This is a genomic window from Nocardioides bizhenqiangii, assembly GCF_034661235.1.
GTDB classification, from domain to species: Bacteria; Actinomycetota; Actinomycetes; order Propionibacteriales; family Nocardioidaceae; genus Nocardioides; species Nocardioides bizhenqiangii.
In genome coordinates, this window is the sequence record NZ_CP141059.1 from 4,301,847 (window position 1) to 4,316,100 (window position 14,254).

Here is a 14,254-nt window from a genome sequence, read left to right on the forward strand (position 1 = left end):
ATGAGGGACCTGCAACGCACCGTCGGGCTGCTGATTCTCGGCACCGCGGCGGCCGGCGCCGCACTGCTGTGGGCGTCACTGTCGTGGACCACCGGCCTGCCCGGTGGCCGGCCTTCGCGGGCCGTGGTCGGAGTCTGGGACGTCTTCTACGACACCGCCGCGCCGTCCGCTCTGATGATCGGCCTGGCAGCGGGGTTCGCCCTGGTCTTCGCCGCCGGTGTCGCGGTGCTCGAGAAGCGGGTCTCCACCCGGGACCGTCGAAGTGCCGACCGCCTGAACCGACCGCTGGCGCCGAAGATCGTGATGGCAGAGACCCGCGGCGTTCGCGCCGGCCCGGTCACCCTCACCGTCCTGATCCCGGCTCACAACGAGGAGGGCTGCATCGTGCACACCCTGACGTCGTTGCGTGAGCAGTCCCGCCGCCCGGAGCGGATCATCGTGGTCGCGGACAACTGCACCGACGGCACCGCCGACATCGCCCGCACCCTGGGCGTCGAGGTCTTCGAGACCGTCGGGAACGTGAGCAAGAAGGCGGGCGCGCTCAACCAGGTCCTCTACGGCCTCCTGCCGATCCAGGGCGACAACGACCTGGTGATGGTGATGGACGCCGACACCGTGCTGGACCAGGGCTTCCTCGAGTCCGCAGTGCGGATGATGAGCGACGACCGGGCGTTGATGGCGATCGGTGGTCTCTTCCGAGGCGAGGAGGGTCACGGCCTCCTCGGCCAGTTCCAGCGCAACGAGTACACGCGGTACGCCCGCGACCTGCGGCGGCGGCGCGGTCGGGTGTTCGTCCTGACCGGGACGGCGACCGTCTTCCGGCCCCGCGCGCTGCGCTGGGTCGCGGAGGAGCGCGACTCGACCATCCCTGGCGTGCCGGGCGACGTCTACGACACCCAGGTCCTGACCGAGGACAACGAGATCACGCTGGCGCTGAAGACCCTCGGTGCGCTGGTGATCTCGCCTCCCGACTGCACCGTGGTGACCGAGCTGATGCCGACCTGGCGTGCCCTGTGGAAGCAGCGTCTCCGTTGGCAGCGCGGCGCACTGGAGAACCTCGGCTCGTACGGATTCCGGCCGCAGACGCTTCGCTACTGGGCACAACAGCTCGGCATCGGGTACGGCGTCATCGCGCTGTCGACGTACCTGACCTTGATGGTGGTCATGGCGGTGTCGTTCGACAGCTGGGTGTGGTTCCCCTTCTGGGCCGGCATCGGTGCTCTGTTCACGCTCGAGCGGCTGGTCAGCGTCTGGGAGGGCGGCTGGCGCGCACGACTCTTGGCCATCCTGCTCTTCCCGGAGCTCTTCTACGCGATGTTCCTCGACGTGATCTACGTCAAGGGCGTCCTCGACATCTGGACGGGCCGGCGCGCGGCCTGGGGTCACACGGTCCAGCCGCGCAGGATCGGGACGAAGGTGCTGACGTGACGAGCCTCCTGTCCCCGGCCGGGATCCTGTTGCCGGAGTCGTTCCTGCACTCGCATCTCTATGCGGTCCTGGCGGCGTTCGTCGCCGTCAACACCGTCATGTACGTGGCCCTGGCCATCGCGAAGACGCTGCCCAAGATCTACCCGGCCGACTTCCTCCCGCGCCGCTACCAGCGCGCCGAGAGCCGCAGCATCCACCCCGACGACCGGCGGTAGCCACCGACGGGTTACGCCGGGCAGTACTGACTGAGGTAGGAAGAGAACGCCGCGTCGTCGTTCGCGCCAGGCTCGTCGAGCGCACCGACGGCCGACCGGTCGAGACTCATTCCGATGGAGGCGTAGATGCCTTCCAGGACTGTGTGATAGCCACCCCGAGCAGGCAACGTCATCGTCTCAGGCACGCCCAGCCCGACCAGTTCGTCAGCGGCGTCACGCAGCAGCTCGACCGCGCGTGCGTCGGGCGCGGCGGCGTACTCCGACTGCGCCGCTGCGAGCTTCCGGAAGCCCGCGCAGAACTCCTCCTCGGCTGGCGTCGACAGGACCGATGGTGGGGCTGTGCTCGAGCCTGCCGGGTCGGCCGATGGTGCTGTGGCGGCATCCTCCCCCGGTCGGGCGAGGAGCACCACCGCCAACACGCCCATCATCAGCAGCACGAGCAGCGCGACGGGTCTGCCGACCTGTCGGTGGGCACCGCTCATTCGTAAGGGTGTTCCGGCTCGTCGACCTCGGCGACCTCGGTCGCCGTGATGGTCGGCGTGTCGCCCAACCTCGTGCCGGTTCCTTCGACCCACGTCCCGACGACGGTCACCCACTGCTCCTCCGGCGGTGCGTCGGCGTCCTCGACTCGCACGCGGAACGCGGCACCGTCCGCCGCGCAGCACGAGATCGCCAGGCGCGTGACGTACCACCCGCTGCTGTCGGTGCTGACGAAACCCGTCAGCCGAACCGTGACGTCGGCAAGCCCGTCGCGGTCGTAGGAGGCACGAGCGACGAAGCTGGACACCGGCATCTCGTTCTCGCCGGTCTCGCTCAACGGTGCGACGGCCGGGTCGGCGTAGGTCCGTGCGTCGGCCTGGTTCGCTCGACGGTCCGCGACGTAGGCCCCGAGTGCAGGAGGCTGGATGACAAAGCCCACCACGACCGGCAGGACGAGAAGCCACGGCACGAACGCGCTCGCGCGGTCATGGTCGTGCTCGTGGTCACCGACCGAGGTCAGGATGACGACGAACGCTAGGGCGATGAGCAGCACTCCGCTGACGACAAGTGGCCACCTCATCCAGTCGTTGACGTAGTTCGCCCATTCGTCGGTCACGCCGATGCGGAACGTGACACCCCCGAGGGCGCTGAGCACCAACGCGCGAGCGGTGTGGTTCACAGGATCACCCAACCGATCAGGCACGCCGCTGACGCGGCGACGACCAGGACCAGGGGCACGAACTGCTGAGCGAACTTTCGCCCGAACTGGCCGGCTTCCATCGCGGCGAGCTTGATGTCCATGGCCGGACCTACGACGAGGAACACCAGCTTCGCGGTGTCGGAGAAGGCGGTGAGGCTCGCGGCGACGAATGCGTCGGCTTCTGAGCACAGCGCGATGACGAAGGCGAAGAGGGTCAGTGCAACCACCGCGAACAGCGCGTTGTCGGCGACCGCTTCGACGAGCCGGATCGGCACCCACACGTTGATAGCGGCGGCAACGACCGCGCCGAGCACCAGGAAGCCGGCGGCGGGCAGGAAGTCGTGCCAGGCGGCCGCGGCGAACCGGGCCCAACGGCTGCCTTCGTCCTGGTGGAAGCGCTCGCGTATGTCGGGGAGGTGAAGCGCCGGGAAGCGAGCAGTGGCCCACACGTAGATCCAGCCGATGACCACCGCGGTGAGCATCGAGGCGAGGAACCGAGCAGAGACCATGTCCATCCGGCCCGAGAATGCGACCGCCGTCGAGACGAGCACGGCCGGATTGACCGCCGGCGCGGCGAGCATGAACGTCAGCGCAACGGCTGGAGGGAGTCCGCGCCGGGTGAGGCTGTTGGCAATGGGGACCACAGCGCACTCGCAGGCCGGGAGACCGACGCCGGCGAAGCCGGCGACAGGAACGGCGAGAGCCGGGCGCTGCGGCATGACGCGAGCGACGAACCGTTCCGACAACACCGCGGAGATGATGCCCGAGAGCACCACACCGAAGACGAGAAAGGGCACAGACTGCACGACGATCGCCAGGAAGATCGTCGCCCAGGTCTGGAACGCGGGATTGTCGAGCGCCGACCCGAGCAAGCTCTGCAAGGGGAACGCGGCCGCCAGGAGGCCGACGACCAGCCAGGACTGCGAGCCCACGCCCATGTCGCGCTGCGGCGGCGCCTCAGTTGTCATCCGTGGTCGCTCCTGCGGTGGGCTAGCGGCGTGGTCACCATCGTCCTTGCCGAGAATGAGGCACGTCCGTCCGGGTCAGCCGCCGGCGACCGATTGCTTGAACGCCGACGCCGGCTTGAAGGCGGGTGCCACCGTTGCTGCGATCGTGATCGGCTCCCCCGTCTGCGGGTTGCGGCCCGCGCGTGCGGCGCGAGTACGACGCTCGAACGTCCCGAAGCCCCCGAGCGAGACCCGCTCACCATCCGTGACGCCGGCCATGATCGCCTCCAGCACGGCGTCGATGGCGGCGTCGGCCTGTCGTGGGTCGAGGTCGGTGCGGTCAGCGACCTTCGCGGCCAGGTCCTTGCGGTTCATCGATGCTCCTTCGTCTAGGGAATGAGAATCATACTCATTGGAGCCGTCCCGCTCGCCGACCCTCCGCCGACCGCTCGGACCGATGACCCAAAAACAGAGACCGGACCCCAACGGGTCCGGTCTGTTCGGTATCTATTCAAGAGATCACGCTGCGCGCCCGTAGGGATTCGAACCCCAAACCTTCTGATCCGTAGTCAGATGCTCTATCCGTTGAGCTACGGGCGCTCGTCGCCCTTGCGAGCGACCGGTCGAGGATAGCCGAGGCCGATCCCCGATGCCGAATCGCCTCGTTGTGGGATATTGAGCAGATACACGATTCCCCGGCCGGGGGCGGTCTGGGAGCCCACAAGACCTGGAGGTCGTGTTGTCCGGCTTCGAGCCCGAGGACCGCGAGCTGTTCGAGCGTGCCGCGACCGAGCTCTACGAGCTGATCGTCCAGGAAGCCGGCATGGCCGCGGACGACGCCCGTGTCGCCGACGGCAGTGACGCGAAGGCGGCGCTCGACCTCCTCGCCGAGCTCAACCTGGTCCAGCTCGACCAGCGCGACCGGATCTGGCGGGCGCTCGAGCCGGCAAACGTGCAGTCGCGGGTGGTCACCCCGCTGAGCAACGAGGGCGCACGGCTGCTCGAGGAGTCCGCTCGGTGGGCCAAGGCGTTCCAGTCGCTCAACCACAGCTGGCGGCGCTCGCCGGTCGCCGAGAGCTCCGGCCCATTCACCTACCTCCACGACGAGGCGATCAACCCCTACCTCACGGCGCTGATCGGCGACGCCGAGGAGGAGCTGCTGACCGCCCAGCCGCAGACCGGCCGCAACGCGCAGTACGTCGCGATCGCCGCGGTCCGGGACACCGAGGCGCTCGAGCGCGGTATCTCGATGCGCACGCTCTACCAGCACAGCGCCCGGCGCAGCGTCATGACCCAGAAGTACGTCGCCACCGTCACCGCCCGCGGGGCGGAGGTGCGCACGCTCGACGAGTTCTTCAAGCGGATGATCGTCGTCGATCGGCGGGTCGCCGTGATCCCGGCGCCCGAAACCCAGGCGACGGCGGTCGTCGTGCGGGAGCCCGCCGTGGTCGCCTACCTGCTCGACGTCTACGAGCGGGCGTGGGAGCGCGGCCGGCCTTACGTCACCTCGGAGGAGAAGGCGGTCAAGGAGATCGCGGCCGAGCAGCGCGCGATGACCATCCGGATGCTCATCGCCGGCCACCCCGACGCGGTCAGCGCCAAGCGGCTCGGCGTCAGCCCGCGGACCTACGCCGGCTACGTCGCCGACCTCAAGACGGAGTACGACGCCGAGACCCGGTTCCAGCTCGGCTACACCATGGGAAGCACGGGGATCACCGGCAACGACGCGTCGGCGACCGAGGTCGAGCAAGCCGAAAAATGACAACGACCGCCGGCGCGTCCTCACGCGGCGGTCGACGTCAGTGGTCGGCTACGGGCGCTGCGGCGCTGACTTGCAGCCGGGGCACCAGCCCGAGTCGAGCAGTGCCTGGGACGGCGGCGCGACGATGGCCGACAGGCCCACCGTGGCCACGGTCGCTGCAATTACGAGTGCGGCCCTACGTCCGAACTCCCTCATCTTTCAGCCCTCCGATAGTGCGGGGTCGCCCGAGCCCCCAGCAGTCGACACGTCGTTCGATGGCTACCCAAACATCCGAGAGGCCAAACCGGCAACCCTCACAAGGTTTCTTGTCCAAACCGTCTCTGTCGAGACGTCCTGCGCGCGACGTTCCGCAGATGCGATAACCCCCGGCGAGCGTGCTCACCGGGGGTTGGACGCGGAGGCGGAGGGATTTGAACCCTCGATGGGGTTGTAGCCCCAAACCCGCTTAGCAGGCGGGCGCCATAGACCAGACTAGGCGACGCCTCCCTGCCGACCGGAGCGCCGGTCAGCGAGGACAGGCTACAAGGATGCGGCAGGTGCGACCGAATCGGCCCGTCAGCGAGCCGCGCGACCCAGATGGTCACGCACATCCCGCGCGAAGTCGTCCTTGTCGGCGGCGAGCAGGTCCGTCGGAATCGTCGTCGAGCGACCGTCCTTGAGCCGGAGCACGACGCACGGCCCGGCGTCCGACTGCGTCGCCACCGCGTCCTCGACCTCGGTCCAGCGGGCCTCCTTCGCGCCGGCACCGCGGATCAGCGAGACCCGGTAGCCGCTCGCGCTCAGCCGAACCACGCTGACCCGGGTGCGCAGCCACCACGCCAGCGCGACCAGACCCAGCAGTCCTGCTGCCAGGAGCACGACCAGGAGGTCCGGCCCGAGTCCCGCCAGCGCCACCACGAGGGTGCCGCCGAGGATGAGCACGGCGAACAGGACCAGGTAGGCGCCGACGAACCTGGCCACCACCAACGGGGCCATCCGGTAGTCGACGGGGACGGACGTATCGGCACTACTCACGGCATACCCACGCAGAATCAACCATGCAGCCGCCTCCCCGGCCATCGCCCCCACTGCGAGCTTGATTCGGCGCTTCGCTTGAATCAACCATGCAGCCGCCTCCCCGGCCATCGCCCCCACTGCGAGCTTGATTCGGCGCTTCGCTTGAATCAACCATGCAGAGGGGGCGGGATTCGAACCCGCGGTAGGTCTCCCTACGACCGCTTTCAAGGCGGTTCCGATCGGCCACTCCGGCACCCCTCCTCGGGGACGGTGGTCCCCGGCCGACGAGTCTAGGTCCCGCGCGCCGCGTGTCCGAACGCGGCTCAGGCCGCGCGGTCCGCCCGATCGCGGAGGTAGCGCCGTTCGGCGGGGTCGAGCCAGCGGAGCCGGTCGCGCAGGACGTCGACGTCGACCGAGAGCTCGACCGCGGCCTCCGCCGGCGAGAGCGCCCACGCCAAGGCCTCACCCAGCTCGTGGACCGACGGCAGCAGCAGCCGCGCCGTCTCGCGCCGGACGCGGAGCTCCTGGCGCTCCTCGAGCACGCCGACCAGGGTCGGCCCCCACTCGGCGTGCAGGCACTCGTGGAGCACCGTGCACCGCCGCTCCTCCCAGGTCAGGTTGGAGCGGAGACTGATGACCTTCTCGTCGAACAGCGTGTAGCCCGCGTCCGCGTCGTCCTCGGGACGGTGCCAGCGCAGCTCCCAGCCGTTGAGAGCGCGGAGACGACGCCACGGGTGGATCACGCCGGAAGGATAGGGGCGACGACCGGCACTACTCCTCGGCGCTGGCCGCCGAGCCGGACCTGCTGCGAGCCGCTCGTCTCTGGACCTGCGGCGCGGTCGGCCGCCGCGCGCGACGGGGACCGGACTCGCCCCGACGTCTCCGCTCGAGCGTCTCGAGCTCAGCGACCCACGCGCGGGGGTCGACCCCCATGGCGACGGCGATCTTGACCATCTGGCCCACATGGATCACGCGCGACCTGGCGGTGGGCGAAAGGATGTTCGCGAGAGTGCTGCGCGGCATCTCCGCCGCGCGGCTCAGCTCCGCCTGCGTCATTCCCGAGGCGGCGAACGCCTCTCGGATCAATCGGATCGCGTCGAGGTTGATCGGTGACGAAGCCTGCTCTGTCTGCCCCACGTCGCGACAGTATCCCAATCTGAACACGCGGACGACTATTCTTGCGCTCCCGTTCCAACCTGAACTACCGTCCACGCGTGTCCCACTTTGAACATGACGAGCAGGCGGCTGCCACCGCCGGCGGGGGCGACCTGACCATCACCGAGCTGGTCAGGTTGGCGATCGCGCTCGACGTACCGGCCGCCGACCTGCTCCGCGTGGCGGTCGAGGCTGCGCGCGACGACGACCCGGGACACCGAGGTAGCGGTTGACGAACTCGGGGAGCCGCGGCTCGCCGTACTCAGGAGGCGAAACATGAAACGACCACGATCCATCAAGCAGCACGTCCCGATCGCTGTCGCCGCTGCCGGCGCTGCGGTGTTCCTGGCGTCGAGCCCGGCGGCGCTGGCGGCGACCGAGGACTGGAACTCCCGGAGCGACCCGCTGGTCGCGTGGGAGGACGGCGACCGTCAGGCGCTGGCCTATGGCACCGCCTACACGAAGGAGGGCAACCTCAAGAACCACACCTTCTACCGCGATCCGCGGGAGGGCGGCCACGGCGTCTACACCGAGACCGACTACAGCTTCTACTGGCCCGGCGGCCAGGGCGGCGCCTACATCTGGCAGCGGTGCTGCCAGGACCAGAGCTCGCGCAGCGACAGCGGGCTGTGGCGTGACCAGTACGACGCCAAGTACTACGCCGACATCGACGGCATCGACAAGGGGCGCGTCCACTACAAGGTCTGCGAGGACCAGCCATGGAGCCCCGACGCCTGTAGCGGCAACCCGTTCATCACGTTCTCGCTGTGAGCGTGGTCGTCTCGGGACTCAGGTGCAGCTACCGCTCCGGCGACCGGCCGGCCGTCTCGATCGACTCGCTCGAGCTGACGGCCGGACCGGTCGGCCTGGTGGGCGTGAACGGCGCCGGCAAGTCGACCCTGCTGCGGACGCTGGCGGGCGCTCGACGCCCGCAACACGGGACGGTCGTGATCGACGGCAAGGAGCTCTACGGTCGCCATGGCCGCACCGCCGTCCAGGGCGTCGGTTACATGCCGCAGGAGATCCAGTTCCCCGGCGAGCTCTCGGTCACCCAGGTCCTCCGCTACCTCTGCTGGCTCCGCGGCATCAGGTCAAGGGCGGCGACGACGCGATGTGCCCAGGTGATCGACGCCGTCGGACTCATCGGCCAGGCCGACCAGCGCACCCGACAGCTGTCCGGCGGCATGCGTCGCCGACTGGCCCTCGCTGCGGCCCTCGTGAGCGAGCCTCGGGTGCTCCTGCTCGACGAGCCGACCACGGGTCTCGACCCCGAGCAGCGAGCCGGCGTGCGCCGCATCGTCGCCGGATTCGGCGAGGAGTGCCTCACGGTGATGAGCAGCCACGTGATGGAGGACGTCGCGAGCGTGACGGCGACCATCGTGGTGCTCCACGAAGGATCGGTCCACTACCAAGGCGTGACGGACGCTTTCGTGGCCGAGCGTGGCGGACCGGAGCGGTCACCCGAGCTCGCCTTCTTGTCCACGATCGCTCGCTCCAAGAGCTGATCGCGGTGCGGATGCGCAGTGAGTGGCTCGGCTCGCCCCTGGTGCGGCTCGGCCTGCTCGTCGCCCTCCTCGCGGCCGGGCTGGTGCCGGTCATGAGCCGCGGGGGCCAGTGGCTCGGCTCGTGGAAGCTGGCGCTCGACTGGGGCACCTCGAGCGTCATCCTGCTGGGACCCGTCGCCGCGGGCATCGCCTGCGGTGTCTACGCCCGGATCCATCGTGCCGGGCTGGCCGACCTGCTGGGGCAGGCGGTCCGGCCGTGGCGTGGCTGGGTCACACCGGCACTCGCGGTCTGGGGACTCGCAGGGACCGCGCTGCTCCTGCTGTGCGGATTCACCACGACGGCCGCCTGGCTGGCGGGCGCGACCGCATATCCGCACCTCTGGTGGGTGGTCCTGCCGGCGCTGCTCGTGCTGGGGGCGCAGGTGGCTCTCGGCGGTCTCGTCGGCGGCCTCACCGGTCGGTACTGGGCCGTGCCGTGGGTCGCCGTCGGCACGTTCGTGCTCTTCATCCTCACGAGCATCGGCGTGATCCCGGTCGTCTTCGACACCGGCGGCGCCACCGGAACCCTCGCCGGGCAGACCTACTCCCCGCCGTGGTTCGCCTTCCAGTCCGTGGTCGCCGTCGGGGTCGCGGCAACGGCGATGACGGTGTCGAACCGGGAGCTCTTCCGTGTGTCGCCCCTGCCGTGGAAGCTCGGCACCGGCGCCGCGGCGGGGGCCGCCGCCCTCACCCTGGTGTTCGTCGACGCTCCGCTCGAGCGCTACGAGCCCGTCCGTTCCATCGGCTACGAGTGCCGCGACGGCCGGCCGAGGGTCTGCATGACCGAGGACGCGCGGCGACCGCTCGACGACCTCGCCACGAAGATGCAACGGCTGGCGGGTGCGCTCGAAGCCGCCGGTGCCCACCTGCCCGACCGCTTCGTCCACGCCCGTCCGGGCAGCACCCCCGCCCAGGACGCCGGGGTGCTCCGCCTGTTCGTCGACGAGGTGCTCGCCGAACGGGTCGGCTACCCCGCGGCGGCGGAGTCGTTGACGACCCCGGCGCCCTGCGCGGCCTACTCGAGCGATGACCCTCGCGACCTGCCCGAGACATGGTTCGCCGTCAACGCCACGCTGGTCCGATGGCTCCTGGTCCAGGAAGGGGAGGAGTCGGTCCCCTCCGGCGACCACCCGATGGCCGACTGGTGGGCGTTGCCCGTGGAGCAGCAGTACGCATGGGTGCGCGCGACGTACTCCGCGCTCCGGGACTGCCGGCTCCGCGACCTGCGTCTCCCTCGATGATCGCCGCGATCCGCGCGTGGGGCGGCGTCCGGGTGGTCCTCGTCGTCGGCCTCACCGTGCTGCTGATCGAGACCACGGCGACCGACCAGCTCAGCGTTCCTCCGTTCAGCTTCGCCCTCGACGGGTGGACCTTCGTGCCACCGTTGGTGGCCGTCGTGTGCGCGGACCCGCTCGTCGACCGGACGCCGCAGCTGACCGAGCACGCGACCCGGGCACCGGCCTTCATCGCGGTCGCCCGGCTCGCGCTCGCCGGGTCCGGCGCGGCCGCGGTGTCCGGCTACTGCCTGCTCTCGCCGGACGGTGTCGTCGTCGCGCAGTACGTCGTGGCCGCGGTGTCCGTCGCCGCGGTCGCGGTTGCGCTCGCCGACAGCTGGTACTGGTTGCCGCTGCTCCCGCTCGCGTTCGGCTGGATCCAGCACACGCACGGGCAGTTCCCGACCCAGACCGTCGCGATCCCCGTGCCGACCCTCGGCGCGATCGTCGCCGGCTCCTGCCTGGCCTACGTCGGCGGGACCCTTGTCCGGTCCGGGCTCAGCCGAGCTCGACCAGCAGGTCGCCCTCCTGCACCACGTCGCCCACGGAGACCTTGACCGCGCGCACCACGCCGCCGGCCTCGGCGATCACCGGGATCTCCATCTTCATCGACTCCAGCAGCAGGACGGAGTCGCCGGCCGCGACCGCGTCGCCGACGGCGACGTCGACCGACAGCACGTTGGCCACCATGTCGGCCCTGATCTCCCACGCCCGATTGCGCATGGTGGCGAGGCTACGGGTTACTTCCGGGTACCCGGGCATCCGACGGTCCGGCCCGGGCTAGAGCAGCGCCGCCGTCCGCCCCGGCTCCGGCCGCACCGCGGCCTCCTGCTCGGCCACCCGGCGCCGCCGCCCGGCGTTGCCGGTGAGGACGAGGTCCAGCCGGATCACGACGAACGCGAGCACCAGCCCGACGACCAGGCCATAGACCGCCGACAGCACGACCTCGCTCAGCTCGACGGCGGGGTTGCCGAGCGACGTTGCCACCGGCGACGTCGCGGCCACGCCGAACGCGCACACCCACCAGCCCTGCCGGCGGCGGGCCCGCATGTGGCAGCCGTAGGCGAGCGCGGGCACGCCGAGCACGGCGACGATCGGCCGCGGGAACGCGCCGAGGTGGTCCCGGCTCCACTCGACCCGCGCCAGCAGCCAGTCGACGAGGCCGGTGGAGCCGTAGCGGCGCAGCAGCTCGGCGTACAGCAGGGTCGCCAGCAGCAGCGCGGCGCCGACCGCGACCACTGCCACACCCCGTCGCCCCAGCCCGTGCAGACCGGCACCGAGGCGGAAGACGAGGATCTCGGCGCCGACCAAGGACAGCCCGAGGCCGAGGTACTCGAAGCGAGTCACGTCGATCGAGGGCTCGAACCCGATCGCCGCCATCGCCCCGACCGCCGCGAGGCCCATCCCGACCAGGCACTCGCGGATCGAGACGAGGAACGACTTCGCCGGGACCGTCGCCATCACGCCGAGCACCGCGGCGACCGCCGTCATCAGCACCGCGGTGCCCGACGACAGGACGTCCTGCTCGGCCCAGGCCGCCAGCAGTCCCAGCCCGAGGGCGAGCGTCCCGAAGATCACCGGCCGGCCTCCGGTGCGCGCCGCGAGCGCCCAGGCGTACGCGGATCCGACCGTCACCGACCCGGTGATGCCCAGCCATTCGGGCCCGACCGGCACCATCGCGCAGACGAGCAGCGCCGTCCCGGCGACGACCAACAACGCCCAGACCGCCAGCGGCAGTCGTGAGGCAGCAATCCGGGCGATCCATCGCCGCACGCCGCTGAAAGCGGGCCGCGCAGCAGCGCGGGTGGCGTGACGGGACACGGGCGTTGAGCCTAGGCCATGGTGCCGCGCCGTCAGAGACGGCGGTTGGCCAGCGACGGGTTGGTACGACGGGCGTCCGCCAGCGTCGTACGGTCCACCTCTGCGCTGACCACCACCGGCTCGTCCGCGTCCCCGGGACCGGCCTCGACGACCACGTCGCCAAGAGGGTCGACCACCATCGAGTGCCCGGTGTAGCGCGGCGCCGGCTGCCCGACCGCCGCGACGTAGACGGTGTTCTCGATGGCCCGGGCGGTCACCAGCGTCCGCCAGTGGTGCACCTTCCGCGGTCCCGCGACCCACGCTGCCGGGACCACGATCAGCTCCGCGCCGGCGTCGACGAGCCGGCGGGCGAACTCGGGGAAGCGCAGGTCGTAGCAGGTCATCAGCCCGACCCGCCAGCCGCCGATCTCGACCACGGCCGGTTCGACCGGGCCGGCGGTCAACCGGTCGGACTCCCGGTAGCCGAAGGAGTCGTACAGGTGCACCTTGCGGTAGGACGCCTCACCGCCGCCGCGCAGCACGAGGGTGTTGAAGGGACGGCCCGGATCTTCGCTCTGCTCGAACATGCCGGCGACGACGGTGCTCCCGCGCGCTCGAGCCACGCGCGCGACCTCCGTCGCGAACGGCCCGTCGAGCGGCTCGGCGTAGGGGCTGACGTCGGAGCCGGCCTCCCCGAAGTCACGCGCGAACGCCTCGGGAAACACCACCAGGTCGGGACCGTCGGGCGTCAACCGGTCGACGGCGGCCCGGTTGTCCGCGGGGTCGAGCGAGGACGCGGCCTGGACCAGCGCCAGACTCAGCCGGTCCGCGCCGGCCTCCGCGGTCCCTGAGCTTGTCGAACGGGTGGTGTGGCTCACCCCACCAGTGTCTCCCGTCGCACCGCACTTCCGGCGCTGCGGGGGGTTTGCGAAACTCGGGAGGTGATCGAGCCCGGGCTGACCAGCTTCGCCGCGATCGTCGTCGCCGGGGGGCAGGCGGCCCGGCTCGGCGGAGCGGACAAGGCGTCGATCGAGATCCGCGGCCGCACCCTGCTCGAGCACACGCTCGACGCCGTGATCGATGCCGGCGAGGTGGTCGTGGTCGGTCACCAGGTGCCGACCGAGCGTCCGGTGACGTTCGTCGTCGAGGACCCGCAGTACGGCGGACCGGTGGCCGGTCTGCTGACCGGGCGCGACTCGCTGCTGCGGACCTTCCCGTGGCTGGCCGTGCTCGCGGTCGACATGCCCTTCGTCACCGCGTCGACGATCCGCCGCCTGCACGAGGCGGCGGTCGGGCACGACGGCGCCGTGCTCGCGTCACCGGAGGGCCGGCGGCAGCTCGCGTTCGTCGTCGACACGGCGCGGCTCGACCAGGTGCGTCCTGACCTGGAGGCCCAGCACGGCCATCCGCTGTGGCCGATGCTCGACCAGCTCGACCTCGAGGTCGTGCCGGCGCTCGCCCAGGAGCACCGCGACGTCGACACGTGGACCGACCTGCGAGACCTGGCAGACGACCAGGATTCACCGACCTGACCCATTCGGGTCTTGTCAGAGCGCGTCTGCAAAGTCACCCTGGACTGGTGAACCTCCACGACTGGATCGATGAGCTGTGCGACCTCCTCGACATCGACACCGAGGCTGACGAGAGCCTTCTGGGGGATCTTGCCGAGCTGGCGCGCGACAACGTGCACGCGATGGCAGGGCCGGTGACCTCCTTCCTCCTCGGAGTTGCGGCCGGGGCGCAGGACGCCCGGCCGGACGCCGTCGAGCGGATGGCGGCGAAGGTGCAGGCCCTGGCCGAGGCCTGGGACCGCCCGGCAGGTGCCGCCGCGACCGAGGACCGCGATGCCGAGGCCGACTACGAGATCGACGAGGAGCTCACCCACCTCGACGAGATCGACGAGGTGGTCGACGAAGAGGAAGAAGAGGACCTGTTGGTCTGACGTCCTGCCGA

The 14,254-nt window shown here is 70.4% G+C and carries 20 protein-coding genes and 3 tRNA genes; 10 read left to right on the forward strand and 13 right to left on the reverse strand.

The features are described from left to right. Both SHK19_RS20770 and SHK19_RS20775 read left to right on the forward strand, forming a co-directional pair. A complete protein-coding gene (locus tag SHK19_RS20770; protein WP_322937349.1) occupies positions 1–1,428 on the forward strand; it encodes a glycosyltransferase in 1,428 nt (475 codons plus the stop codon). Beyond that, a complete protein-coding gene (locus SHK19_RS20775) occupies positions 1,425–1,643 on the forward strand; it encodes a hypothetical protein (RefSeq protein ID WP_322454490.1) in 219 nt (72 codons plus the stop codon). The genes SHK19_RS20770 and SHK19_RS20775 overlap by 4 nt, the downstream gene beginning before the upstream one ends. Before the next feature lie 11 nt (positions 1,644–1,654). Here the strand turns inward: SHK19_RS20775 and SHK19_RS20780 are convergent, their stop codons facing one another. The 5 genes from SHK19_RS20780 to SHK19_RS20800 all read right to left on the reverse strand — a co-directional run bounded on the left by SHK19_RS20780 (position 1,655) and on the right by SHK19_RS20800 (position 4,370). Continuing rightward, a complete protein-coding gene (locus SHK19_RS20780; protein ID WP_322937350.1) occupies positions 1,655–2,125 on the reverse strand; it encodes a hypothetical protein in 471 nt (156 codons plus the stop codon). After that, entirely contained in the window at positions 2,122–2,802 is a 681-nt protein-coding gene (locus SHK19_RS20785; protein ID WP_322937351.1) for a TIGR03943 family putative permease subunit, read from the reverse strand. The genes SHK19_RS20780 and SHK19_RS20785 overlap by 4 nt, the downstream gene beginning before the upstream one ends. Next, positions 2,799–3,791 carry a permease gene (locus SHK19_RS20790; RefSeq protein ID WP_322937352.1) on the reverse strand — a complete coding sequence of 331 codons (993 nt, stop codon included), beginning with the start codon at positions 3,789–3,791 and terminating at the stop codon, positions 2,799–2,801. The genes SHK19_RS20785 and SHK19_RS20790 overlap by 4 nt, the downstream gene beginning before the upstream one ends. 75 nt (positions 3,792–3,866) lie before the next feature. Further along, complete coding sequence (locus SHK19_RS20795; RefSeq protein ID WP_322454486.1) at positions 3,867–4,145, reverse strand: HU family DNA-binding protein; 279 nt, start codon at positions 4,143–4,145, stop codon at positions 3,867–3,869. 152 nt (positions 4,146–4,297) lie between these two features. Next, positions 4,298–4,370 (reverse strand) — tRNA-Arg (locus tag SHK19_RS20800). A 136-nt stretch (positions 4,371–4,506) separates the two neighbouring features. Between SHK19_RS20800 and SHK19_RS20805 the strand changes: the two genes are divergently transcribed. Then, positions 4,507–5,532 carry a LuxR family transcriptional regulator gene (locus SHK19_RS20805; protein WP_322454485.1) on the forward strand — a complete coding sequence of 342 codons (1,026 nt, stop codon included), beginning with the start codon at positions 4,507–4,509 and terminating at the stop codon, positions 5,530–5,532. Positions 5,533–5,927: 395 nt separating this feature from the next. Here the strand turns inward: SHK19_RS20805 and SHK19_RS20810 are convergent. From SHK19_RS20810 to SHK19_RS20830, 5 genes are all read right to left on the reverse strand, one after another. Next, positions 5,928–6,018: transfer RNA gene (locus tag SHK19_RS20810), tRNA-Ser, on the reverse strand. A gap of 69 nt (positions 6,019–6,087) precedes the next feature. Continuing rightward, a complete protein-coding gene (locus SHK19_RS20815; protein WP_322454484.1) occupies positions 6,088–6,546 on the reverse strand; it encodes a hypothetical protein in 459 nt (152 codons plus the stop codon). Between the two features lie 158 nt (positions 6,547–6,704). Continuing rightward, positions 6,705–6,789, reverse strand: a tRNA-Ser gene (locus SHK19_RS20820). A 62-nt stretch (positions 6,790–6,851) separates the two neighbouring features. Beyond that, on the reverse strand, positions 6,852–7,271 hold the full coding sequence (locus SHK19_RS20825; protein ID WP_322454483.1) for a hypothetical protein: 420 nt from the start codon (positions 7,269–7,271) through the stop codon (positions 6,852–6,854). A gap of 28 nt (positions 7,272–7,299) precedes the next feature. Next, positions 7,300–7,665 carry a helix-turn-helix domain-containing protein gene (locus tag SHK19_RS20830; RefSeq protein ID WP_322454482.1) on the reverse strand — a complete coding sequence of 122 codons (366 nt, stop codon included), beginning with the start codon at positions 7,663–7,665 and terminating at the stop codon, positions 7,300–7,302. A 77-nt stretch (positions 7,666–7,742) separates the two neighbouring features. Here SHK19_RS20830 and SHK19_RS20835 point away from each other — a divergent pair, with 77 nt between their 5' ends. From SHK19_RS20835 to SHK19_RS20855, 5 genes are read left to right on the forward strand one after another with little or no spacing between them, the layout of a single operon-like run. Further along, positions 7,743–7,916 (forward strand): hypothetical protein, encoded by a 174-nt coding sequence (locus tag SHK19_RS20835; RefSeq protein ID WP_322937354.1) that lies wholly within the window; start codon positions 7,743–7,745, stop codon positions 7,914–7,916. A gap of 43 nt (positions 7,917–7,959) precedes the next feature. After that, positions 7,960–8,454 (forward strand): hypothetical protein, encoded by a 495-nt coding sequence (locus tag SHK19_RS20840; RefSeq protein ID WP_322937355.1) that lies wholly within the window; start codon positions 7,960–7,962, stop codon positions 8,452–8,454. Further along, positions 8,451–9,188, forward strand: coding sequence for an ATP-binding cassette domain-containing protein (locus tag SHK19_RS20845; protein WP_322454479.1), 738 nt, complete (start codon positions 8,451–8,453; stop codon positions 9,186–9,188). Before SHK19_RS20840 ends, SHK19_RS20845 begins: the two co-directional genes overlap by 4 nt. A gap of 5 nt (positions 9,189–9,193) precedes the next feature. Then, positions 9,194–10,468, forward strand: coding sequence for a hypothetical protein (locus SHK19_RS20850; RefSeq protein WP_322937356.1), 1,275 nt, complete (start codon positions 9,194–9,196; stop codon positions 10,466–10,468). After that, positions 10,465–11,058 carry a hypothetical protein gene (locus SHK19_RS20855; RefSeq protein ID WP_322454477.1) on the forward strand — a complete coding sequence of 198 codons (594 nt, stop codon included), beginning with the start codon at positions 10,465–10,467 and terminating at the stop codon, positions 11,056–11,058. The genes SHK19_RS20850 and SHK19_RS20855 overlap by 4 nt, the downstream gene beginning before the upstream one ends. On the opposite strand, the gene SHK19_RS20860 is transcribed toward SHK19_RS20855, so the two are convergent. Genes SHK19_RS20860 through SHK19_RS20870 form a run of 3 tightly spaced genes read right to left on the reverse strand, consistent with a single transcriptional unit; the run spans position 11,000 to position 13,179 of the window. Beyond that, the gene (locus tag SHK19_RS20860; protein WP_322937357.1) at positions 11,000–11,224 is read right to left on the reverse strand and encodes a biotin/lipoyl-binding carrier protein; all 225 of its coding nucleotides are present in this window, start codon (positions 11,222–11,224) and stop codon (positions 11,000–11,002) included. The genes SHK19_RS20855 and SHK19_RS20860 overlap by 59 nt on opposite strands. A gap of 57 nt (positions 11,225–11,281) precedes the next feature. Then, positions 11,282–12,322, reverse strand: coding sequence for a hypothetical protein (locus SHK19_RS20865; protein WP_322937358.1), 1,041 nt, complete (start codon positions 12,320–12,322; stop codon positions 11,282–11,284). A 32-nt stretch (positions 12,323–12,354) separates the two neighbouring features. Beyond that, positions 12,355–13,179 carry a carbon-nitrogen hydrolase family protein gene (locus tag SHK19_RS20870; RefSeq protein WP_322937359.1) on the reverse strand — a complete coding sequence of 275 codons (825 nt, stop codon included), beginning with the start codon at positions 13,177–13,179 and terminating at the stop codon, positions 12,355–12,357. A 63-nt stretch (positions 13,180–13,242) separates the two neighbouring features. On the opposite strand from SHK19_RS20870, the gene mobA reads away from it, so the two are divergent. Together mobA and SHK19_RS20880 are read left to right on the forward strand one after the other, a co-directional pair. Beyond that, a complete protein-coding gene (gene mobA, locus SHK19_RS20875; protein ID WP_322937360.1) occupies positions 13,243–13,833 on the forward strand; it encodes a molybdenum cofactor guanylyltransferase in 591 nt (196 codons plus the stop codon). A 47-nt stretch (positions 13,834–13,880) separates the two neighbouring features. Then, positions 13,881–14,243 carry a DUF6457 domain-containing protein gene (locus SHK19_RS20880; RefSeq protein WP_322454472.1) on the forward strand — a complete coding sequence of 121 codons (363 nt, stop codon included), beginning with the start codon at positions 13,881–13,883 and terminating at the stop codon, positions 14,241–14,243. The last annotated feature ends 11 nt before the right edge of the window (positions 14,244–14,254 follow it).